The sequence below is a fragment of the Pelosinus fermentans JBW45 genome (assembly GCF_000271665.2).
GTDB classification, from domain to species: domain Bacteria; phylum Bacillota; class Negativicutes; order DSM-13327; family DSM-13327; genus Pelosinus; species Pelosinus baikalensis.
This window is the reverse complement of sequence record NZ_CP010978.1, coordinates 213,455-236,533: the sequence shown is the minus strand read 5'-3', so window position 1 is coordinate 236,533 and position 23,079 is coordinate 213,455. Positions and strand designations below refer to the sequence as shown.

Annotated in this window: 18 protein-coding genes; 5 read left to right on the top strand and 13 right to left on the bottom strand. The window is 41.6% G+C overall.

Annotated elements, in window-relative coordinates; all coding sequences use genetic code 11:
- The first annotated feature begins 182 nt into the window (after positions 1 to 182).
- Positions 183 to 1,316: an efflux RND transporter periplasmic adaptor subunit gene (locus JBW_RS00855; protein ID WP_007961099.1), complete on the top strand. Its 1,134-nt coding sequence runs from the start codon at positions 183 to 185 to the stop codon at positions 1,314 to 1,316.
- A 78-nt stretch (positions 1,317 to 1,394) separates the two neighbouring features.
- On the opposite strand, the gene JBW_RS00850 is transcribed toward JBW_RS00855, so the two are convergent.
- The 10 genes from JBW_RS00850 to JBW_RS00805 form a co-directional block, all read right to left on the bottom strand.
- Complete coding sequence (locus JBW_RS00850) at positions 1,395 to 2,579, bottom strand: right-handed parallel beta-helix repeat-containing protein (protein ID WP_007961098.1); 1,185 nt, start codon at positions 2,577 to 2,579, stop codon at positions 1,395 to 1,397.
- A gap of 137 nt (positions 2,580 to 2,716) precedes the next feature.
- The gene (locus JBW_RS00845) at positions 2,717 to 3,250 is read right to left on the bottom strand and encodes an RNA polymerase sigma factor (RefSeq protein WP_007961097.1); all 534 of its coding nucleotides are present in this window, start codon (positions 3,248 to 3,250) and stop codon (positions 2,717 to 2,719) included.
- Positions 3,235 to 3,435 (bottom strand): hypothetical protein, encoded by a 201-nt coding sequence (locus JBW_RS00840; RefSeq protein WP_007961096.1) that lies wholly within the window; start codon positions 3,433 to 3,435, stop codon positions 3,235 to 3,237. The genes JBW_RS00845 and JBW_RS00840 overlap by 16 nt, the downstream gene beginning before the upstream one ends.
- Positions 3,436 to 3,900: 465 nt before the next feature.
- Positions 3,901 to 4,899, bottom strand: coding sequence for a right-handed parallel beta-helix repeat-containing protein (locus JBW_RS00835; RefSeq protein ID WP_007961095.1), 999 nt, complete (start codon positions 4,897 to 4,899; stop codon positions 3,901 to 3,903).
- A gap of 279 nt (positions 4,900 to 5,178) precedes the next feature.
- A complete protein-coding gene (locus tag JBW_RS00830; RefSeq protein ID WP_007961093.1) occupies positions 5,179 to 6,534 on the bottom strand; it encodes a two-component system sensor histidine kinase NtrB in 1,356 nt (451 codons plus the stop codon).
- Between the two features lie 248 nt (positions 6,535 to 6,782).
- Positions 6,783 to 7,436 carry an energy-coupled thiamine transporter ThiT gene (thiT, locus tag JBW_RS00825; protein WP_007961092.1) on the bottom strand — a complete coding sequence of 218 codons (654 nt, stop codon included), beginning with the start codon at positions 7,434 to 7,436 and terminating at the stop codon, positions 6,783 to 6,785.
- Positions 7,420 to 8,160 carry a thiamine diphosphokinase gene (locus JBW_RS00820; RefSeq protein WP_007961090.1) on the bottom strand — a complete coding sequence of 247 codons (741 nt, stop codon included), beginning with the start codon at positions 8,158 to 8,160 and terminating at the stop codon, positions 7,420 to 7,422. The genes thiT and JBW_RS00820 overlap by 17 nt, the downstream gene beginning before the upstream one ends.
- Positions 8,161 to 8,329: 169 nt before the next feature.
- Positions 8,330 to 9,451 carry a M20 family metallopeptidase gene (locus tag JBW_RS00815; RefSeq protein WP_007961088.1) on the bottom strand — a complete coding sequence of 374 codons (1,122 nt, stop codon included), beginning with the start codon at positions 9,449 to 9,451 and terminating at the stop codon, positions 8,330 to 8,332.
- 51 nt (positions 9,452 to 9,502) lie between these two features.
- Entirely contained in the window at positions 9,503 to 10,885 is a 1,383-nt protein-coding gene (gene dcuC / locus JBW_RS00810) for a C4-dicarboxylate transporter DcuC (RefSeq protein WP_007961087.1), read from the bottom strand.
- Between the two features lie 248 nt (positions 10,886 to 11,133).
- Entirely contained in the window at positions 11,134 to 11,988 is an 855-nt protein-coding gene (locus JBW_RS00805; protein ID WP_007961085.1) for a MurR/RpiR family transcriptional regulator, read from the bottom strand.
- Positions 11,989 to 12,559: 571 nt separating this feature from the next.
- Between JBW_RS00805 and JBW_RS00800 the strand changes: the two genes are divergently transcribed.
- The 4 genes from JBW_RS00800 (at position 12,560) to JBW_RS00785 (ending at position 19,019) form a co-directional block, all read left to right on the top strand.
- Positions 12,560 to 13,180, top strand: coding sequence for a TetR/AcrR family transcriptional regulator (locus tag JBW_RS00800; RefSeq protein ID WP_158453440.1), 621 nt, complete (start codon positions 12,560 to 12,562; stop codon positions 13,178 to 13,180).
- Between the two features lie 142 nt (positions 13,181 to 13,322).
- Positions 13,323 to 14,429, top strand: a complete 1,107-nt coding sequence (locus JBW_RS00795) for an efflux RND transporter periplasmic adaptor subunit (RefSeq protein WP_007961081.1) — start codon at positions 13,323 to 13,325, stop codon at positions 14,427 to 14,429.
- Positions 14,426 to 17,482, top strand: a complete 3,057-nt coding sequence (locus tag JBW_RS00790; RefSeq protein WP_007961080.1) for an efflux RND transporter permease subunit — start codon at positions 14,426 to 14,428, stop codon at positions 17,480 to 17,482. Before JBW_RS00795 ends, JBW_RS00790 begins: the two co-directional genes overlap by 4 nt.
- Positions 17,483 to 17,648: 166 nt before the next feature.
- Positions 17,649 to 19,019 (top strand): esterase-like activity of phytase family protein, encoded by a 1,371-nt coding sequence (locus tag JBW_RS00785; protein ID WP_007961079.1) that lies wholly within the window; start codon positions 17,649 to 17,651, stop codon positions 19,017 to 19,019.
- A 93-nt stretch (positions 19,020 to 19,112) separates the two neighbouring features.
- Here the strand turns inward: JBW_RS00785 and JBW_RS00780 are convergent, their stop codons facing one another.
- The 3 genes from JBW_RS00780 to JBW_RS00770 are packed head-to-tail and all read right to left on the bottom strand — an operon-like array spanning position 19,113 to position 22,898.
- Positions 19,113 to 20,495, bottom strand: a complete 1,383-nt coding sequence (locus JBW_RS00780; protein WP_007961078.1) for a mannose-1-phosphate guanylyltransferase/mannose-6-phosphate isomerase — start codon at positions 20,493 to 20,495, stop codon at positions 19,113 to 19,115.
- A gap of 46 nt (positions 20,496 to 20,541) precedes the next feature.
- A complete protein-coding gene (locus JBW_RS00775; protein WP_007961077.1) occupies positions 20,542 to 21,684 on the bottom strand; it encodes a hypothetical protein in 1,143 nt (380 codons plus the stop codon).
- Positions 21,684 to 22,898 carry a glycosyltransferase family 4 protein gene (locus JBW_RS00770; RefSeq protein ID WP_007961076.1) on the bottom strand — a complete coding sequence of 405 codons (1,215 nt, stop codon included), beginning with the start codon at positions 22,896 to 22,898 and terminating at the stop codon, positions 21,684 to 21,686. The genes JBW_RS00775 and JBW_RS00770 overlap by 1 nt, the downstream gene beginning before the upstream one ends.
- Between the last annotated feature and the right edge of the window lie 181 nt (positions 22,899 to 23,079).

The window sequence follows — 23,079 nt, the reverse complement described above, 5'->3', positions numbered from 1 at the left end:
ATTCTGGCTGTAGTATGGTCACAAACAATATTCAACCACTCTACCCTACATTATACCGGAAATCCATCTTTTTTACTGTCCTATCCTGCAATTTAATTCACTTTTTTTATCAAAACTTGACGTAAAAAGTGAAAAGTGAGAACATAGTAACTACTACAGTATCATTATTGGAGGAAACACAGGTGAAAAAATTAATCCAGCAATATCCCATTGTCGCTCTACTAACCGTACTTTCATTTGCCGTGGCACTACTGTTAGCCGCCAGTCATAATAATCTGTTCCCATTTTCACTTTGGAATGAGCACAGGGTTCCCCGAGAGCCAATTAACCTCACTGCTGTACCCTTAGGCACCATAAATAAGCCAGTACAAATCATTCGAACGGGTTCTGTCGAACATGCCACATCCACTCCGATTACGGCAGACTTTTCTGGCCTTCTTAGTGAACTATACGTCGCAGAGGGACAAGTAGTCAAAGCAGGCCAGCCTCTGCTTAAGCTCCAGGCTCAGGCATCTTCAGAGCCAATAGCCGCTCAGGCTGCAGAATCTTCTCCCCAGGCACAAACCAATTATGACAATGCCTTAAAAGAATTTAACCGCTTACAAAAATTATTTGAACTAGGAGCGATCCCACGACGGCAGGTGGATACTGCTGCCGCCCGTTTGCAAGAAGCAAAAGAAAACTTGTCCAATGTCCAAAATACAACGCAATCTTCTAGCAGCACTATAAGCGGCTCTACTACTATCAGCGCACCAATCGACGGCATCGTGACTGGTTTATCCACATCTTCAGGAAAAACGGTACAGGCTGGTCAGCAGCTGCTTTCCTTAGGAAGCGGTCAAGAAGTAGAAGTTGTTATTCCTCTGAATCAAAACGATCTGTATTTGGTTCATTTAGGCACACCAGCTACAATAGAAGTATCTGGGCAAACGATCGGAGGCCAAATTTCCAGCATCTATCCTCGAATTGAAGCAGAAGAAGTTTCTGCCTATCTTGCTCATATGAAACTTGCTGCTAATCCAAATGGTTTACTTACATTTGGTATGTCCGTTACCATTCATATCGATACCGGCAAAACAACTCCCGCACCCGCAGTTCCTAAATCATCAATATTTCAAGATGATCAGGGCCGAAATCTCATCTACCTCGCGGTCAGTGAGAAAGCACTCCTGCAAGAAATCAGCATTGGAGAAACCATTGGCGATTTCACAGAAATCACCTCTGACCCTCCACAGCAAAGCATGATCATAACAAGCAACATAGACGATATAAAAAATGGTGATGCTATTGCAGTGACGCAGGACCAAACTAATTAAGTCTTCCTATTCATCAGCCAAACCAACTCTCACCTGCCCGGCATCCAAAGATGCCGGCAGGTGAGAGTTGTCTTTAAGTTATCTGGCTCCAATATTAGTGCCACTTGGGGTACCTGCGCCGATGAGATCACTATCAGTAGCAAGTTGTAAGAAGGTTCCAAAGTTGATAGAACCATCTGAGTTTCTGGTTACAGTTGGAGTGAGGCTAACAAAATCTGCATCACTGCAAACTAATCCATTTGCATTTGTACTTTTTTTGTTTTTCCACCAGACATTTGAATTATTTACATCAGGGCCGCTTGTCTTGTCACTCGAACTGGCTATGTAGGACAATAAATTAGTAAATACGTGTGTGCCTTTATCAAACGCAAAGTTACTTCCTGACGTAGTTCCATTATTATAACTTGTACAATTTGTTAACGCGATAGAGCCAGGATTACTGTTATACGTAAATCCATGTTTTTTATTGTTGAAGGCAATACAATTTTGTACAATATGGTTAACAGATATTTTATCTCCGCCTAATTTAAATCCATTACCATCGCTATTTGCTGTAGATGTACCATCAGAAGTTACGCCGTTATTAAAGGCTACACAACCTTCTATTGTTACAGCACCAATAGCACCCGTGGCGGATTTTGTATATAAATCCCAGCCATCATCAACATTGTTATAGGAAATGCACCCTCTAAATACATTGCCTTCACCGGTAGTGAGCTTGCAGGCAAAACCATCTGCATCTTCCCCATTATCAGGGTCAGAATTGTCATGAGAAGTACAATTTAAGATTTCATTATTGGCTGGCCAATCACTTTCTGCAGCGGTGGAGATATACCGCCCTAACTGCAATCCTGAATCTCTATTCTCATACGTTTCACAAAGTTCTATTTTGTTATAGCTTCCGCCGATATAAATACCATTGTCAGCAGCCCCTTTCACAGCAAGACCTTTAATATGCCAATAATTTCCGTTTATTTGCAGTCCTCTAGGATTGGTTACGCTGGAAGGATCTCCATAAGTTTGGGACGAAAAGTCTAAAATTACTGCTCCAGAGTTGTATGGCATAATACTTTTGTAGCTGCCTGATGCTCCATCATTGCCGCGTTCAATCGTTAGTTGAGAATCATAAGTATAGGTTCCTGACATCATGTAAATCGTTCCACCTGCAGTTACCTTTGTAATTGCCGCGGTAAGGGTAGTTGGGCTGCTCACAGTGCCTGAATTACTGGCACTTCCTGAAGTAGATACATATAAATCACTCATAATTAACACTCCTCAAGTTTTTTATTTAAGTTAAAAAAGAAACTGTTTCTTAACATTTCTTAACATTTCTTAATATACGCATCTAAGCGCCACCTCCTTATAACTTTCAATAATCCAATATAATCTAGTAACTTTCATCAATTGTTTTGTCCTGTATATTGGCTTTCACTTATATACATTCTTTCAAGTGTCTTTTTTAAACGGGCTAGCCCACGATTTCGCAAATTATATATTGCTTGTGGCGTTACTCCCAATGTAGCTGCGGTTTCAGTTTGGCTAAAGTTACAAACCACCGTTTTAATTACAGCAACACGCTGACGTTCGGGTAACATATTTATAGCTTCTCGTAATTCTTCCATCAGAAATATCTGTTCGACCTCATCCGAAACATTTGTGCCACTCGATAATATATCAATTAAACTGTTTTCTTCATTATTTTCGTTACTTTCCAAATCCACTTCATGCTCCCATTGTCTATGTTGCTTTCTAAGCATATTCCAAACTGAATATTTGACTCTGCTTTTTACAAAACCAGCAAATGGCACTCCCTTAGTTGAATCATATAATTTTGTTGCCTCCACTACTGCTAACCATGCTTCTGCTCTTACATCCTCCGATTTATTCCAAGTATATTTACGCACTAGTGGTGCAAAATCTAACGTTGTCCCCATGCTTTTTCTGTAATTCTACTATTCGTAATACCGTTAAAAGACGCTTTATTCATAGTGCATGCAATTTTAATATTTTTAGCAATATTTGCACTATTAGTGGCAATCTTTTGTTTTTCTTTCCATCCCCTAAAGCTTTCCGTGATATCTGCCGCATTGTATCTAGGTAAATCTTGATTGTATACCATCTAAATCGCCTCCTAAATTTTTAATGCTTTTTGCAAAGCCAATATAATCAAAGAATCTTATGTTTCGCGTATATCGGCTTTTACTTATATACATTGTTTAAAGACGCTTTTTTAAACGGATCAATCCATGATTACGAAAATATTTTTTTCCAGTATTTATGGCAACCCAAATTCGGTATCAGTTCAAATTTTTATTATCCATTCCTCCTTTTTAAGGTTTAAACAATTTTACAACATTATCATTATATAAAATAAAATCCCATTTTTCCCTTTTATTTCAATTCACTTCGCACCAAAAGGTGATTTCATGAATCAAAAAGCTACATTGACTGTTGCTATCGATTCATTAGCCTCTTAGACATGATTTAAACATATTCTTGTAAGCTTGGTCTTATAAACAAATAAAAGCCCCCAGCCGGAGCCAGAGGCAAGTTGCAAACACCAGTAATAAACATTTTCTGGATATTAGTCCCATATATCTAAAGTGATCGCTCCTGTAATAATATTATTTTCGCAATTGGATAAAATTTTGTTGCATGCAGTCTTGACCACACTCCGAATGGAAGCTTGTTTTGTTGTATCAGTAATCTTCGTAACAGAAACACCGGATGGTAGCTCATCACTGTCGCAATTGAACTCTCGACAATTCTTCATGACAAGGCTAGATGCGTCGTCTAACTGGTAGCCTATAACATTGTCAAAGGATAGACAATTTGTTAATGTTGTAACACCAATACCATTGTTTTGGTCAAACCCTTTTTTCCCATTATATTGAGTATCCCAAGCGATGCAGCGAGTCATAGTTCGTTTTCCAGTACCGCCTTTAGACCCAAGTTTGAACCCATTACCGTTGCCTGCATAAGTAGTTATACTGGCGTCTCCGTTATGCCAAGTAATGCAATCTGTATATGTAACATCATTATTCATATCGTAGCTATCCCAACCATCGTCAGAATTTTGAAAACCTCGGCATCCGATGAATTGATTGCCTGTGCCCGCACTCAATTTGCATGCAAAACCATCCGCATTTCCGCCGCTTGTTGCTGTATCACAATTTCTATAGGAATCACAATACTTTATTGTATTATTTTTAGCTGTAGACTTGGATATCTGTAGACCAGTATCTCCGTTATAGCGAAAGATGCAGTTTTGCACCGTATTACTAGCTCCTTCAATCTTTATTCCATTATCCCCGGCATTTTGAATAATAAGACCATAAATGGTATTATTGCTACCAGTTACATAGATCCCAATCCCCTTTGAACCTGAGTTAATGCTTCCGATAGCGGAAAAATCTAAAACAGGTGTTACTCCCGTTGCTGCCTTTAGGGTTACACCGCTGGTACTCATTACGATTTGCGCAGAACAAGTAATGGACGCTCCAATATAAATTGTGTCACCAGATGTGGCAGAAGCCACCGCACTTTTTAATTGGGTATAAGTCGTTACATTATAAGTAGACATTTTTACACAACCTTTCTATTATTTTGAAATCGATATAGCCAAGGAACTTTTTTTATCAATTATTTTTTTCCTGTATATCGACTTCTACTTATATAAATTCTTTTAAGATTCTTTTTTAAATGGGCTGAAAATAAAAAAACGTCTACCTAATCGTAAGCTGAACCAATAAATTGGAAATGAATAAAAAGTACCCCCAGTCGCAGAATAAAAAAACTACGATTGGGGGCATTTTTATTACAACACTAACTAATGCTAAGTCCTAGCAGCTTGCTTCTGTCTTTATCCCTCACACTCTTTTATATACAAATAAAAAGTAGTTCCTGAATCACCCGTCGTGAAGTCAATCGTAGCATCATGCCTTTTTGCAATACTATAACACGTTGCAAGACCAAGGCCAGTTCCCTTTTCCTTTGTAGTAAGAAATGGAGTTCCTAGTTTGGATCGTATCTCCTCTGGAATTCCGGATCCCTCATCTTGTACGGCAAATACGATCTTATCATTATTTTTATAAATTCGAATTGTTAGAGTCCCTCCTGATTCCATTGATTCAAAGGCATTACGTACCAGATTCAATATTAACTGACGTATTTCTCTTGGATCTAACAAAGCCATTGGAATTTTTTGCAGCTGCGTTTTTACATTTTGCCCTAAAAGGCGGGCATCCGATTCAATCAAAGGTAATATTGCTTTAATAAGTTCTACCAAATTGATGGGTGTGCGCACAACGATTTTATTGTTGGCCAAAGATAAAAACTCTGAAATAATTTGATTGGCCCGATCTAATTCTTCAATCATCAAATCAAACTGCTCACTAAAGTCAAGGAGCCGTTCCTTGACCTTAAGCATTTGCAAATACCCGCGAACCGTGGTCATAGGATTTCTGATTTCGTGTGATATACCGGCTGCCATTTCCCCTACTAAGTGTAGTTGCTCGAGTCGAGCCATTTCCCGCTGAATTCTTTTTTGTTCATCGATATTACGAAAATAAACGGTTAATCCTCCATCCGATAAAGGATAGATATTCACACTCATCCACTGTTGTCCGAATTGCGAAAAAATTTCAAAGTGCATAGGAGTTCTTGTCTTTTTAACTTTCGTTATATTCTCAAAGAACATCGGGGTTTTGGGGACAATATCCCATATGTATTTACCGATCAGCTGCTGCCCTAAATCTAGAGATGAGTATCTGGAAGCATATTCCAAAGCTACTCGATTTACATATGAAAAATGCCATTCATTATCTAATGAAAAAAATCCATCCAAGGCTTGAGCTGCATGGCTAATAATCTCTTGATTTAACAGACTGATCCCCATTGTAATCACACCAGTAATCTTTCCATCTTCATCCTTTATCGGGAGAGAATTTGACTTAAAAGCTACCCCATATGCTTCCTTCTCCACATTGATGCTGGTAGCTTGCCCTGTTTCTAGCACTTTCCTAAACCCTGCACTTTGCGGGATAGGCGCTCCTAGCGGAAGTTTTATATCAATCTCTTTGCCAGGCAAATAGTAAATAAATTTTTCCTGGTCAGTAATACCAAACATAATATCCAATGGAAGAAGTTCTTGAATAATTGGCAAGGTAATTTTTAGAGCTGCCAATAATTCACTGGTTTCGCTCTTTGCTATGTTCACAGAACAACCAACTCCTCAATACCCATATATGCTGACATGCAAGTACTTTCTAACTTACTAGACATAATGGTCCCACTTTGATTGGGTGTAACCCATTTGGTAACGTAGATGTAAATAGAACTAATAATTACTTTTCTTTCTTAATTTCCCATTAATATACAAAATTCCTGCAAATTCTCTTAGAGTTCTTGCAGGAATTTATTATTTTCTATCAATCGCCAACACTTTGCCAAAAGCCTCTCTTAAATTCACCGTCCATAGCCCGACACATAATTTTCACTATTTCTCATTTGAAGCAGCAAACGCTTTACTGGCAGTACACGTAACATGAGCAGGCAGATCATCAACTCCGGTAAAAGATAGATGGCATTAAACACCAAGGAATACCAATAGGGAGATGTTCCAGCCGGCGCATAGCTGGCAAAGAAAACTACCCCAGATATAAAATGACAAATAAATCGACCACAAATGCCAACAATGGCTCCCAACAGCATTCGCTCTTTAAAATAGCCTGCCAGACCAAGTGCCATATATGGCAGGGGATAATCAAAAAGGACTTGAACAGGATGCAGGATATAAGGATCTTGGAGTAAATTAAGCAGACCATAGGTAAATCCTGACAGATACCCGACAGCCGGTCCATAGCGAAAGGCAATCAGCAAAAGAGGAATCATTGCTCCTAAGGTTACACTGCCCCCCTGGGGCATGTGGTACAAGCGAAAAGTATGCAAAATGACGGTCAATGCAAGCATTAAACCAATATGAACCATCATCGACGTATTCAATTTTACTTTTTTTATGTATGCAAAAGCTAGAATCAATGCCACCATAGCTACTAGGGCAAAAATACTGGTCGGCTGTTCAAATATCATTGCTATATTCTTACTAAAAGCTGCTTCCATAATATTCATCTCCATTCCAGCATAAATATATCCCTAACCAACCTGTTCCTATCGAAACGCGAATTTCCCTGTTCGTTTCATTAGGGCGATTACTGACAGCATAAGGCAGGGCTTCACACAACGTAACATGGGCTAAGGGCCAGTGAACACCCTCAATTGATACATCCGTACATTCCGTAGATAACGGGAGTAAAGAAACTACTTCTGGAGGCACAGCCGTTTCTATACATACAGAATCCTTACCTTTTAATAAGATCAGTACCTCTTTTTCATCTGCAGCGCAACAACCCCGTATCCCAAAATCTTCACAGCCCTTTAATGAATGGATATTACTAAAGGTATGATCGAAGCGGCCTCCCCATACGCCAGTTACAGTGACTGCTGCATGTCCATGAACCACTCCCACCATTTGTAATGCCAGTTGTAAATCCGTCAAGTTCTTTTCTGCCGGATAGACCTCTACAGGGATTCCCAAGCTCTCCCCCCAAGCCCATCCCTGGGATGTGGCACTATCACCATCACCAATGAGCCGCTTGGGAATAATGTGATTCGCCTGACAACTATCAATACCGCTATCTACACACCAAACAGGTAACTGGTCAGCGGCCTGAATCAGCCAGTCAGATGCTGGTTTCCTTCCCCCCGCGACAAGCAGCACTTGTGTATCCGGCAGTTCTTTTTCAAAGGAACATCGTAATTGTGGCAATACCAAAAGGTTCTTCATTCCATCAATCTCCTGAATCTTTATCCATTACATCTTTGAATGCAATCTTATCATATGACTTATATTATATATTCTTTATTCAAAAAAAACATCTATATAGTAAGTCCCCGCAATATATACCCTATCGAGGATATTGCGGGGGCTTTACTATCGCTAGCAGGAAAATACATTATTTTACTTGTACTGCCTCTTTAATCATTCTCCTTAGCAAATGAATCCGCGGCTCTACAGACTCGATAAGCATATACTCGTGAATGCCATGAGCATTGCCGCCGACTGGTCCTAATCCATCAATAGTCGGCACACCTAAGGCTGCCGAAAAATTTCCATCCGAACCGCCGCCAGTCTTAGCCCAATGAACCCTAATATCTAACTCTTTGCCAATGGTTTCTGCCAATCTGCAAATCTTTTGGGTTTCCTCCGTAGGGTTCAACGGTGGCCGAGTCATACCGCCAGAGACACCGATCTTAACACCAGATGTTTTTGCATGTGCCAGTAATGAATCAATTTTTTGCTCTATGATATGTACCTGACTCATATCAGCAACCCTAAAATCCAATTCTGCTTTAGCGTAGTCGGCTACCACATTCGCGGTTGTGCCGCCTACAACTGTGCCTACATTGAGTGTAAGGCCCGAAGAAAAATCATTCAGGCCGTGAAGAGCAACAATCCAGTACCCTAGTTCCAAAATGGCACTTATACCATTTTGTGGGGCAACGCCAGCATGAGCCGCTACACCATGAAACTCGAAAGTATATCGCCCAAGCCCTTTTCGCGTTAAGACTAAATCACCATTTTCTCTCGCAGCTTCCAAAACAAATACGTAGCGACTTTTACCAGCTGCCTTCTCTAACCAAGGACGAACCCGCCTTGACCCCATTTCCTCTTCGCTATTGAGTAGTAAACATATCGAAAGTTCTTGGTCTTTCAGCCCATCTAAAGCATAATAGGCAGATAACAAGCCGGATTTCATATCGATGACACCGGGACCATATGCTCTTCCATCTTTTATTGTAAAAGGTCTTTCCTTAACCGTCCCCGCTGGAAATACCGTATCCATATGTCCTAAAAGTAAAATATCAAAGCGGTCTGTATCACAATTGGTAATTTCAATACAAGGAGCAATCTCAGGCGCGATGTCATATTTTTTTATATTCCAGCCTGAAGCTTTAAATTTCTCTGAAAAATACTCCCCGATTTGCGTAACACCTTCTAGACTCTTTGAGCCGCTGTCTATATTCACAAGATACTCTAGCTCTTTTAAATACCGTTCCAAATCAAACTGTTCCATTTTTCGTCCCTACCTTCGATTCAGTATACGTTCTACCTTCTGCTTGATTCGTTACCCAAATAGGATATAAGTCATAATCTGGGTGGTAAGCAATCCCACTGCCATTGGAATAGCAGTTCGCTTGACTACTTCAAAAGGTGATGCTCCCGAAATACCGCATACCGCTACAATTACCGCTGTAATGGGTGATATGCCGCGAGCCAGGCTGGAAGTAAGCTGCATGGGCAAAAGCAAATTCACAGCATCAAAGCCTAATTTCTTCGCAACTTGGGGCGCAAAAGCGGAAAAAGCAAAGAAAGGGGCATTACCCGATCCCATAACAATGCAGCTAACAGCAATAATCCCACTCATAACCAAGACCATGACTGTTTTGCCAGAACCTGTTGACTGTGTGACATTGATTAGCGTATCAATAGCACCCAAAGCGGTGAGTCCTTGGGCTAGTGTCTCACCAGCAACAATTAATGTAATAACCGTAGCAAACTGACTTCCCATTCCATCAAAAAACGTTTGAATACTTGCAAAAACTTTCTTCACATTCCGTGTCGTGAGAGCTTCACAAACCATAGAAATAAACAAACTGACAAACATACAAGGGATAATATCTAAGTGTATTCCTCGAAACTTAAAGAAACCAAATGCTAAAATTAATATCATTGGGAAAATTGGCAAAAATACATACCACATAGGACGAAGAGGCTCTGCATCACTTTTAGGATCTGTATTTTCCTCTTCCCGAGGTACCCCTGCAGCCAATCCACCTTCATGTTTTTTATCAAACCAACGCTGTACAAAATAATGAGTTACTGCAATGGCCAATATAACAACTACAGCCACTGGAAGCTGATACGTGACGAAATAATCTACGGTTTGCAGTCCAGCCGTTTTTGCTGCCAGTACCGTATTGCCTGAGCTAGGGCCCAGGTCAATGGCAGAAGTGGTTCCAATTACAGCAGTAGCACCATTTCGACTGATCCCAAGGCTAATTAGAATCGGATACATCGTTACCATTAGCAATACACCCAAACCTGAAGCGCTGGCAATAAAAAGGTGTAAACATTGACCAATAATAAAACCAAGGGCCATTACGATATAAGGTGACCGCAGCGTCTGTAGAGGCTTGATGCAAATATGAACAAGCACTCTGCTGGCACCAATTTTGTCCATGTAGCGGGCAAAACCAGTAACGACCATAATTAACATACCGATCTCTGCAGCTCGCTTCGATGCAAGAACTGCAACAAACTGAAACATGTCAAACCAAGGACTTCCTGTAGAATTCTTAGCAGGCAGAATATCTCCCATCCCTAAAAGGATAGCAACTGACATCATGGCAAAACCACCTGTTAATAATACGGTTTGGGCCTTGTATTTTTTAAAAATAGCATAGCCGCAAATACATAAAAAGAATAGTGCGATCATTAATCCTAACACTGGTACATCCTCCTATTAATAATTTATTTTTACAATTTGGCTTTTTCTAGTAAAAATCGCCTCCTTTACTTCACTATTTGCAGCCGTAAATGTCGTATATGCTACATTTTATAATATAAATGTTATAATACACTACATTAAAATGTAATACAATAGACTCAATAAAAAAACACCAGCCGTCTTGTAGACCGCTGGTGTTTTTTTGTTCAATTCATTCTATGCTGCTCTATTTACTCTCATAAGAATGCTTACAGTTTTTCTCTAAACATCTCCATGTTTTGTATATTTTCTTTTAATGTTATATATATTTTCTCTTTGTTTCTCTCTAAAATACTCATAGTTAAAATATTACATAATTCCATAGGCACTACATAGGAATTAAAGAAAGTGGAATTATCTATTTTCAATGAAAATACAATGTCGCTGTTCATACTCATCGTAGAAAAGTAACTATCCGTAATGGAGAGTATCTTTGCCGCTTTTTGTTTGGCAAAATCAATGGCTCCAAAGGTAATTTTAGAGTATCTCGGAAAACTGCAAGCAATGAGTAAGTCATTCTCAGTGATCGGTATTATTTTTTCTATACTTGCCACTCCGCCTTCACTTAATGCAAGTACACGAAACCCCATTCTTCTTAAATGCAAAGCTAGAAAATCAATTAGAACACCGGAAGATCCTGCTCCAATTAAATAAATGATATTTGCTTTATAGATTTCATCAACAGCTTGATTTATTTTATCCATATCCAAATTTACTAAAAATTCTTCGAGATTTTTTAAGTCTTTTTTGCCAACTTGTGAAATCAAATCGTTATCATCATGAAGATCATCAACGCTTTGTGAAAGCCTTTTATGAGGAGGATCAAAGTTCTTAATCCCCTCTCTGATTTGTTTTCTCAACTCTGCAAAACCACTATAACCAATGGAACGAGCAAATCTTATAATCGTAGCATCACTGACTCCTACTTTTTCACCTAATTCAATTGCCGACATAAACGCAATCTCTTTATAATTGTCTAGAACATACTGTCCGATATTCTTTTGGCTTCCTGTTAATTTATTATAATTTTCTTTTAAGTCTAGAAATACATTATTTTTATTCATATTATCTCTCATTTATTTATTTTATTTCTATTATATCATAAGAGAGATATTTGGGAATGTTCTTACATTACCCATATAATGCTGTCATACCTCTGATACCGAAAAAAACAGTTCCTAGATAATCTGAACGGCGGACTGCTACTTTTTCATAAGACTTTATAAGGATAGGCATCCCAACATATTTAAATAATAACACTTTGCACGCCTAAAAAATAAATCATTTGAACCACAAAAAAAGCGAAGACTGTAAAGAATAAAGAATAGGTATACTACCTCTTCGTGTTCTTTACATTTCTTCGCTTCCTTCGCGGTTCATCTTTTTTTATTTATTTCTTTTCATAACATACGGCTGCTCCGGTTTCCAATACACTTGTAATGTATTTGGATACTTCCATATGCACTGAATGAACCAAATACGCATCAAAATCGTAATCAATATGATGTCATAAGACGATGCTCCATGGCGGATATCTATTTCTGGAAATAGGCATTCCTGCAGAATAGTTTTTCTTGACAATGGTAATATTTCTTTATAATATAATAACTGACCCAGGTCAGTTATTTTAAGGAGGTGACAATCATCGTTAGAACGATAAAAGACCCCGAGGTCCGGCGATCGGAATTGATTGATGCAGCCCAAGAATTATTCATTGCTTTCGGCTACAATAAAACGATGATTATTGATATCGTCAAAAAAGCAGGTGTTGCCAAAGGAACTTTCTATTATTATTTCCCTTCCAAAGAAGCGATTCTGGAAGCAATTATCGCTCGTTACTCTACAAAACTCGCTGCTGAGATAAAAAATTTGGGTCCCTCGGTTACAGCCTTACATAAACTCAGGCTATTGATCGGCTATCTCTTTCGCTTTGATCAAACGGATATCGTGTTTTATTTATTATGGGAAGAGCAGGAATTTTCTTTGCTTTTTAAAACTTGGAAACAAAGTGATACGATTTTAAATCCTGTGCTAACAGATGTTATTCAGCAAGGTACTGAGGAAGGTACTATGCATGTACAGTCTATTGATGAAACCATTTGCTTTTTTTGGAGCACCCTTAGTTGTTTATGGGAATCCCAATATAATAAAGAGGCACCCAATCTATTTACCAGCAAAAGCAAAATTGCTGAAGTGATTTTAGAGCGGATATTAGGAATATCCGAAGGCTCTCTTGCGTTAAAAATATTGATATAGTAAAAAAACTTATAAAACGAATCGAACCACAAAGACGCAAAGGACACAAAGGGTTCTATTTCAACTTTTTGTGCTCCTTTGTATGCCACAGCAGCGGCATTGTACTTTTGTGACAATGAACCCATTAAAGGAGAAAATCTGGATGCTCAAAACGAAAAACATTCGTACACTCATGATCGTGCTAATATTACTTATCATCGGCAGTATAACTGCCTGGCGTATCTATAACTCCCAACAGACAGCAGTTATCGCCGTACAGCCCCTGGCAGTTACTACTGCGGCAACCAGACTGGTTAATAAACCGCAGGTGCTGTCACTAACCGGTACCGTAGAAGGCTTAACTTCAGTCCTGATCAGCAGCCGCTTTCAAGGTAAAGTGGAGCAAATCCTGGTGGAAGATGGTCAGGCTGTACAGACTGGTGCAACGCTGATCACACTAGACCCGCTGGAGCTGAATAACGCTGTACGAGTTGCCGAGAACAATGTCCGCCACACAGAGGCTAATTTGCATACAGCACAAATGGATTTTCAGCGTTACCAAACCCTTTACTCTCAAAATGCCATTACCAAACAGCAGCTGGAAAGCACAGAAGCCCGTTTGATTACCAGCCGCACTGAAGTAGATAATGCCTACGCCAATTTAAACAGTGCACAAAAACAAGCAAAGGATACGCTAATTACTACTCCTGTAACCGGTGTAATCGCTAATAAGGCAGTCACTGTCGGACAGGTCGTCTCCCCCGGCAATACGCTCTTAACCGTGGAACAGCTGGATCAGGTTTACGTCGTAGTGCATATCGAACAAAAAGACGTTGCTGCAGCTCAGCTAGGAAGGGATGTATCAATTACCGTTGACGCTTATCCCGGAGAAATATTCAGGGGAACGATTGCGGTAATTAATCCTGCCGCTGGCAATGAAAGTCGTATGTTTCGGGTAAAAGTCAAAATCAATAATCCAGATCAACTACTAAAACCAGGAATGTTTGCCCAGACCACGCTGTCCACTGGCGATGTCAAAACGGTTCTTGCAGTACCTCACAAGGCAATCGTGAAACACAAGGGATTGAATTATGTCTACATAGATGACAATAAAAAAGCCAAGAAAATCCTTGTGGAGACGGGAGAACTAATCGGCGATTCAATTGAAATCACAGCTGGATTGCAGGAAAATACGCCGGTCATAATCGACAACCTGGATAAAATTAAAGATGGTGATGCCCTGCTGACGGAAGGAGGCAATACGCTGTGAGTTTGCCTGAACTTAGTATTAAACGTCCCGTTTTCGCCACTGTAAGCCTTCTGGCTTTGATTTTACTAGGTATCGTAAGTTATCTAGGCATGAATGTCGATGAGAATCCAGATGTCTCTCTTCCTTACGTATCCGTCATGATTACCTATGAGGGGGCTTTACCGGAGCAAATGGACACCCAGGTAACCAAGAAGGTAGAAGAAGCTGTCGGCGAGGCTAAGGGTGTCAAGCACATTCAATCCACTTCATCGGAAGGGTATTCCCGAACAGGCATTGAGTTCAATCTGGACATTGATCCGGCTATGGCAGCCCAGGACGTCCGAGATAAGCTCAGTGCCATCCGCGGCGAACTGCCGGAAGGAATCAAGGAACCTATCATTGCCCGATATGACATGAAGGCGTCCCCGGTTGCCACGATTGCCTTTACTGGCGACGCTGCCAGCCTTCGTGAATTAAGCATTCTGGTGGAAGACGTGATCAAACCCCGTCTGCAAAAAATCAGTGGGGTAGGACAATTGAAAGTAACGGGTCTACAGGAACGGCGCATCGAATTATTGCTGGATCGGGACAAGGTGGCGTCTTTCGGATTTTCCGTACCGGAAATCATCCAGCGCCTGCAGCAGGAAAATCTCGATATTCCAGCAGGTAAGCTTACCGAAAACACAAATGAATTAGCGGTACGAACCGCCGGAAATTTCAAAGATCCTAAGGATTTTCTTTCCCTTGTCATGGGTATCCGTAATGGTGCGCCGGTATATTATAAACAAATTGGCACTGTCAAAGATACTGTTAAGGATATCGAAAGCATTGCCCGCTATGACGGTCAGGAGGTTGTTGGACTGGAAATTGGCAAACAGTCCGGCGCCAATGCTGTAAAAGTCGCTAAACAAGTCAAGGCGGCACTAGAAAGAATTCAGCAAGATCTGCCGTCAGGCATAGCGCTGCATATGGTGCGGGATGATGCCAAACGCATCGAAGAATCCATTCACGAAGTATGGTTTGATCTCATTGTCGGCGGCGTTTTTGCAGTGATCACCGTCCTTTGGTTCCTGGGGGACTGGCGCAGTACCGTGATTAGCGCCCTTACGATCCCCGCCTCCATTATTGCCACCTTTTTCTTTATGAAATTGGCCAATTTCACCATCAACAGCATGTCTCTCCTCGGTCTTTCCTTATCTGTCGGCCTGTTAATTGACGATGCCATTGTGGTGATCGAAAATATTATTAGGCACCGCCAGCTGGGCAAATCGGCGATGACGGCCGCTGCCGATGGGACGAAAGAAATTGCTCTGGCGGTCATGGCCACTACCTTTACCGTTGTCGCCGTATTTATTCCAGTCGGTTTTATGTCCGGCGTTGTGGGGCAATTCTTCAAAGAATTCGGGCTGACCATTGCTTTTGCTGTCCTGATTTCTCTATTCATCGCTTTTACGCTGACGCCAATGATGGCCGCTTTATATTTACCCGTGGGACAGCACGCAACAGGCAGGCTAGGTCGCTGGTGGATGACTTGGAATACTCTATTTGAAAAAATGGCAACTTCCTACGCTTCTATGTTGCACAACTTATTGCAATTTCATCGCAAAAAAACATTAGGTATCTCCGCAGCACTGTTTCTGCTCAGCATGCTGCTGCTCCCCTATCTGGGCTCATCTTTTATCCCGGATACCGACCAGGCTCAATTCACAGTCAAGGTACAAACTCAGATCGGTCCTACAATTGAAGGTCTGGATCAATCAACACTCTATCTGGTGGAGACCCTGCAGCAACTTCCCGAGGTACAGCATGTATTCAGTACCACCGCTGCCGGTGAACAAAATCTGTTTGTGACATTGATTCCTAAACAAAACCGTGAACGCTCCCAAATCGAAATTATTGGTGATGCCAGAAACAAACTCAACAGCATTCCCGGTATCCGTGCTGACTTCGAACAGGGCGGCGGAAAACCAGTCAGTGTATCCCTAACTGGCGAATCCGTAGAAACACTTGGTGAGATTGCAGAACAGCTGCACCGGAAAATGGAGACCATTCCCGGTGTTCGAGACATCGTGTCGAATTATCGTCCCGGCAGTCCCAATCTGGACATTACAATCAAAACAGAACGAGCTAATGATCTAGGTATATCCACCTCCACCATCGGCAACGCCCTGCAAACGCTATTGCAGGGAACAGTGATTGGCAAGTTCAGCGACGGCGATGAACGGGTGGATATCAACCTACGGCTTAATGCTAAGGATCGCAGCAGCCCAGAAAGTCTGCAGAATGTGTTTCTAACCAGTGAAAAAATGAAAACAGACGGACAGCGACTCCTGATTCCGTTGTCCCAAGTAGTTAACATGAAGTACGCCACCAGTCCGTCAGAGATTAACCGCTATGATCGGCAAAAAGAAATCAGGTTAACAGCTAACCTGGAGAAAACCACCCTTGGTGATTTTAACAACAAATTCTACGAGGATATGAACGAAATCCCACTGCCTGCAGGCTATCAAGTAGGCGGCGCCGGTCAAACCGAGGATATGGATGATTCGTTTTCCAGCATGACCATTGCGCTGGTGTTAGCGGCAGCCTTTATCTTCATGGTTCTGGCGGCCCAATTTGAAAGTTACAGCGAACCCTTCGCCATCATGCTCGCCCTGCCCTTGGCTGTCATAGGGGCTCTGGCCGGATTATTTCTAGCAGGTAGTGAATTGAGCCTAATCTCACTCATCGGAATTATGATGTTAATGGGACTGGTTACCAAGAATGCGATTCTCCTGATTGATTTCGCCAAGCAACGCATGCAGGAAGGCACTTCCTGCAATGACGCTCTAGTGGACGCGGCCCGCATCCGTCTGCGCCCTATTCTTATGACCAGCATTGCCATGATCTTCGGCATGCTCCCAATTGCCCTATCCATCGGACCAGGTGCTGAAGCCCGGGCCCCGATGGCCCATGCCATCATTGGCGGCCTTATTACCTCTACCCTCCTGACCCTTGTAGTCGTACCCGTGGTGTATTCTCTCATCCACGGTTGGAAAATACATCACAACAATAAAAAGGTAAGGGAAAGCTAAGTTCTAAACAACAATAAAGAAGATTTGATTGCACTTATCCCTGTTTCACCGAGATGACCTTACTCATTTACCTAATTTTAACAAATTTTTAACCATAAGTTAGTGTGAAATCTGGTAGAATAAGTAATACGAGCTTACGGAAATAACAGTGTAGGAGGAAAGCAACTTGAATAAAAAAATGTCTTTAATTCTTGCTGCTTCAATTATGGGTTGTTCTATTTTATTTGGTGGCATCGCAGCCGCAGCTGATGGAAAGGTCAGTAAATATGTGGTATCGATTCCTCAGCAGTTCTATGTGAAGTACCAAGGTAATCATCAACAAAATTTCCCCAATGGGTTTAAAACAGGCTTTGGTTCCGGTATTGCCCTCAAATCAGTTAGAAAAGACGGCTCTATAGAATTCTATATGATTTCTGATCGTGGTCCTAATGCAGATGGCCCAATTGTGAAAAACGACAAGGGCACATTTAGCGGAAAGTTCTTCCCGTCTCCTAATTTTCAACCCACGATTGCGGTAGGAGTACTAAAAGCCGGCAATGTTACTGTCCGTGAAACCATTGGACTAAAAAATGCCCAAGGAAAGCCATTGACTGGTCTTCCGATTACCCCTGGCTTTGTTGGTTCATCCTATGAGGTCGCTTTAGGGGAAAATTTGAATGACCTTGGCTATGATGATAATGGACTGGACCCCGAAGGAATTGCCGTAGATACTAAGGGAAACTTCTGGGTTTGCGACGAATATGGTCCATTTATTATTCAATTTGACAAAACAGGCAAATTGCTACGAAAATATGCTCCTGGCAGCGGTTTGCCGGAGATCCTAAAATTCCGAATTCCTAACCGTGGTTTTGAAGGGCTAACCGTTGCCCCCAATGGAAAGATCTATGCAGCGGTACAAAGCGTATTGAATGTCAATGAAGAAACGGATAAAACAGCTCAATTTACTCGAATTGTACAGCTTAATCCATCTACTGGCGAAACCAAAATGTATGCCTACCCGATTGACGTAGATGCATACAAGTCTTCTAAGGGTGCCAAAATCGGCGATATTTTTGCCGTCTCTGACACCAAATTGCTGCTAATTGAACAAGGATCTGACAAAGACAAACAAATGCGCAATCGCATTTACCTAGTTGACTTAGCCAATGCAACGGACATTTCCAACCGCACACTTAACGGAAAAGCGCTTGAGTATGCTACCGACAAAGAGCAATTGGCTGGTGTTACTTTAGCTTCCAAGACCTTACTATTTGATTTGAAGGCAAATGGCTGGAATGTAGAAAAAGCAGAAGGATTAACCCTGCTGCCGGATAAAAAGACAATTGTTGTTGTAAATGACAACGATTTTGGAATGATGCTAAGCCTTCAGGACAGCAAACATAAAAATAGTGAAATTGGCGACTATACCTTAACTAGTGATGGTACGTTGAAAATCAAAGATAAAGTTGCGAATCCGGTACTAGCTATTGTGCCAAACTCGGAAGTGGAACGAAATATGTATCTGTGGACCATTGAATTGCCTGAAGCATTGCAGTAACAATTCCATACAAAACAACCTCCCTACTCTGGGAGGTTGTTTTGCAATACTGATCCGTAAAAAATTATCAATTCGAGCTTTGTTAAAATAACGTCATAATCTCCCATATCGATCATCAAAACGCACAATATCATCTTCACCCAGATAGCTCCCGTTCTGTACTTCGATAATCTGAAGGGGCAGCCTTCCGGGATTTTCAAGCCGGTGGTTAGTGGTTTGCGGCACGAAAACACTCTCATTTTCATGTACCATTTGTTCTGCAACACCGATAGTGACCTTTGCCGTACCGCCAATAACAATCCAATGCTCACTACGATGATAATGCATTTGCAGACTTAAGATTTCACCGGGATTCACAACAATCTTTTTCATTTTATACCCTGGACCAGAACCAAGTACAGTATAGAAGCCCCAGGGTCGATAAACGGTTGTATGCTGGTCCGCCTCAATCCTGCCCTTCTCCTTTAGTTCACAAACAAGATCCTTGACCTTTTGGGATTCGCCTTTTTTAGCAACAACGATAACATCGTCTGTCTCCACTACCAGAATATCCTCAAGACCGATGCCGGCAATAAGACGACTATGTCCCAATATCAGGGTATTTGAGCATTCAATCGGAATGCAATCCCCTTTTACTGCATTGCCATCCAAATCCTTATCGAGCACGTCATAGATTGCATCCCATGAACCGATATCATTCCATTCCGCCGTAATCGGCAGCATCACCATCTTTTGGGATTTTTCAGCAATTGCATAGTCAATAGAGATATTGGGCATTAGGGTGAAATTCTCCTTCATCCCGTCCAAACCACTTTGGACCAGCTCGTAAATATCGGGCTGATACGCTGCTAATTCCTCCATAAAACACTGAATCGCAAACGCAAACATACCTGAGTTCCAGTAGTAGTTGCCAGCAGCCAGATATTCTTCTGCTGTTTTTAGATCTGGCTTTTCCCGAAAGGATTGAACGGCAAAGCCACCGCTAAAAGGTGTACCTGCCTGCATATAGCCATAACCGGTTTCCGGATGATTGGGTCGTATACCAAGAGTCACAATCTTGTCCATGTTCGCCAATCCAATGGCCTGGCGAACATTTGCTGCAAACGTCTCTATCGGGCGGATTATGTGATCTGAGGGTGTTACATACAGTATTTCATCGGGTTGACAGCCCAAATGTTCGAGGCAGTATTGTGCCGCGAATGCAACTGCCGGCGCTGTATTTCGTGCCATCGGCTCCAGCAGGATATGGGCTCCCTGGGCCTTAGCCTGGATGAGTTCTGTCCGGACATGATGAACATATTCCTGATTGGTCACCACTACCATGTCAGAAGGTTTGACCATAGGCAAAAATCGGGTTATGGTCTGGGCAAGCAGCGACTCTTCCCCATTGAGTTTTAAAAATTGTTTAGGAAACAGGGTACGGGAAAGAGGAAATAAACGACTACCTCCGCCACCGGCGAGAATAATGACTTTCATAGGATCATCACATTCCTTTTTATGCTGAATTACCGCCCAATATTCTTTATTTGCGATTGGCTTGACGCCATGAAGGTAAAATAACTTTCCCCAATCTTCTCCAATTAGATTGCGGTGATGCTTCTTCTGTATTTTGTAAAAATTGGTCATGAATCCCCAATGGTGCTGATGCTGCATTATCCAAAGCCAGATTAGCGATTGCATAGCCAACAATACTTTCAGCACCTTGATTACGGTTCAAGCCCTCAACCATAATGCCATCAAAGCAGCCACCAGTTTCTGCATCAATTAAACTTTCATTGCGAGAATTTTCCCCCAAATACCAGGCAAAACTTCGTCTGGCCAATTCCAGCATAGATTCATCACCAGTCACCTTATAAGCAGCCAAATGAGCTAGTGTGGACATGGATGCCTCGACTGGCTGCTGGTCATATAATGCCGGTTCAGCCCCCCGCATCCGCCATCCTCTGCAACCCACTGGTCGGAAAAAGCCATCCCGAAAAGCATCTTGGTCGAGAAATTCCATACTTTCACGCCCGATATGGAGAAAGCGTTCCTGCCCTGTTTGATAGGAAGCCACGAACATAGCCCACGGCAGAATCCCATTATCGTAAGTCAGGCTGTCTTCGAACCATTTCCAATTTTCTCCAGAGCACTGCTCAAAGCAATTTCCAATAGCATCTGCGAGCTTAAGAATAAGGCTATCCCTTTTTATATCTGGGATAAGACCAAGACCGATCAGAACATATGCCTGTCCCCGCAGGCATTTAAGAGAAGAAATAATCGGTAATGCACGGGTGATCGCACTCGTACATGCATCCTTTATCCCACCGGGCATTACTGGTGAAGCCAACGTATATCCTAAAGCCCAGAGGCAGCGCCCAAAGCATTCTTCCGATCCTTCTGCTTCCGTGAATTGACGACCATATGTCATAAAGTTCCGAAAATGACCATTTTCATTCTGGGCATACAAAATAAATGCCAGGTAGCGATAAATTAATACGAGGTATTCGGGCTTGCGTCTCGTTTCATAAAGCATCACTGCCATAATTAATGCCCGGGCATTGTCGTCAGTGGTATACCCTTTAGCCAAATCAGGAACATTGTAACGGGTATGTTGAAACATACCCGTATCATCGGTCATACGAAAGATATGTGCGTCATCAAAGACGTTGCCTAATTGGTTCATTATATAGCCCTCATTCCGCTTTGCTTAGCGATCATAAGATGGGGATGGGATTTTGGAAGTAAGCGCCGGGCTGGTTGAATACTATCCGCGCATAGCTGAACATATTGCTTTGCTACAATAGACCAGGTCATTGTCTGACCAACTGCCAATGTTTTCATCTCCATTGCTTTCTTTCCAGCTGAGTTCCCGAGTACCGTTCGAATACATGATGCAATTGAGTCAGAATCTCTAAATTTGCTAAGCATTCCACGACCGTCTCCCAGCATTTCCTCTGCATATCGGTATGGAGTTGATACAATTACTCGTCCACACCCCATGGCGTATGCCAGCGTTCCGCTGACTGCCTGCTCTTTTGATAGATAAGGCGTCAGATACATATCAGACATGTGAAGATAGGTAATTACTTCTTCTTTTGTCAGGTATTTATCAATAAATTGAATGTTATTTTGCACCCCAAGGCTTTGTGCTAAATCCATCAGACTCTGCCTGTATGTTTCACCCATGCTTTCTTTGACGCATGGATGAGTCTTACCAAGAATCAGATACATCAGATTTTTATAATCCGGGACAACCTTCGCCACCGCTTCAATTCCATACTCGATACCTTTCGCTGGGCTAATGAGTCCAAAGCTGCTAATAACTTCCTTTTTCTGCAAACCATGTCGGGCTTTCAATTTTTCACGGGATTCAACCTTCATATTAGGAACGCCATGAGGTATGAACACAATCTTCTCTGACTCGATACTATACGTCCCTGCCAATATGGAAATGGAACTTTGCGCCATAGTCACGACCTTTGTGCTAAGCCTCCCTAGTTCCCTGAGGACAGTACATTGCTTCAAAGATGGTTCTAGCAATACAGTGTGTGTTGTTACAATAAAAGGAATCTTTAGTCCTTTCGCTAAGTCAATAATGTATTCGCCACATTCGCCGCCAAAGATCCCATATTCATGTTCAATAACTAAAATATCCAAATTATCATTGGCCCATGCTGCGGTCTTTATATAGCTTGTACGATCGTGCTGGCTCAATTTATAATGTACCTTTGAATTTGTATACTCTTCCTTATCTACTACTGCAATGACACTGGGCCTAACCAATGTTATTTTATTAATTTCGTTTATTAGGTCTTCCGTAAATGTAGCTAGTCCGCATTCTCGAGGAGGATACGTACTTAAAAAACCAATATTCTTGATTCTATTTTCTCCAACCATTTTCTTTATCTCCTTCATTTTGACGCTGCATCTTATCGATTTACGGTTATATTCATCAATCCACTTTTACAAACTTGGATTGTACCAAATTTCAACAAAGCGCAAACCACCATTGTACGCACATCTTAGCAAAAAGGTCATCACCAGCAATTTGAAACACCTTTAGATGTCTTCTAGATCC

Coding starts and splice junctions, on each gene's coding strand:
- JBW_RS00840 (WP_007961096.1), bottom strand. CDS start 3,435: ATGGTATACAATCAAGATTTACCTAGATACAATGCGGCAGATATCACG.
- JBW_RS00775 (WP_007961077.1), bottom strand. CDS start 21,684: ATGAACCAATTAGGCAACGTCTTTGATGACGCACATATCTTTCGTATG.
- JBW_RS00805 (WP_007961085.1), bottom strand. CDS start 11,988: ATGAATAAAAATAATGTATTTCTAGACTTAAAAGAAAATTATAATAAA.
- thiT (WP_007961092.1), bottom strand. CDS start 7,436: ATGGAAGCAGCTTTTAGTAAGAATATAGCAATGATATTTGAACAGCCG.
- JBW_RS00795 (WP_007961081.1), top strand. CDS start 13,323: ATGCTCAAAACGAAAAACATTCGTACACTCATGATCGTGCTAATATTA.
- JBW_RS00770 (WP_007961076.1), bottom strand. CDS start 22,898: ATGGTTGGAGAAAATAGAATCAAGAATATTGGTTTTTTAAGTACGTAT.
- JBW_RS00835 (WP_007961095.1), bottom strand. CDS start 4,899: ATGTCTACTTATAATGTAACGACTTATACCCAATTAAAAAGTGCGGTG.
- JBW_RS00780 (WP_007961078.1), bottom strand. CDS start 20,495: ATGAAAGTCATTATTCTCGCCGGTGGCGGAGGTAGTCGTTTATTTCCT.
- JBW_RS00815 (WP_007961088.1), bottom strand. CDS start 9,451: ATGGAACAGTTTGATTTGGAACGGTATTTAAAAGAGCTAGAGTATCTT.
- JBW_RS00820 (WP_007961090.1), bottom strand. CDS start 8,160: ATGAAGAACCTTTTGGTATTGCCACAATTACGATGTTCCTTTGAAAAA.
- JBW_RS00845 (WP_007961097.1), bottom strand. CDS start 3,250: ATGGGGACAACGTTAGATTTTGCACCACTAGTGCGTAAATATACTTGG.
- JBW_RS00850 (WP_007961098.1), bottom strand. CDS start 2,579: ATGAGTGATTTATATGTATCTACTTCAGGAAGTGCCAGTAATTCAGGC.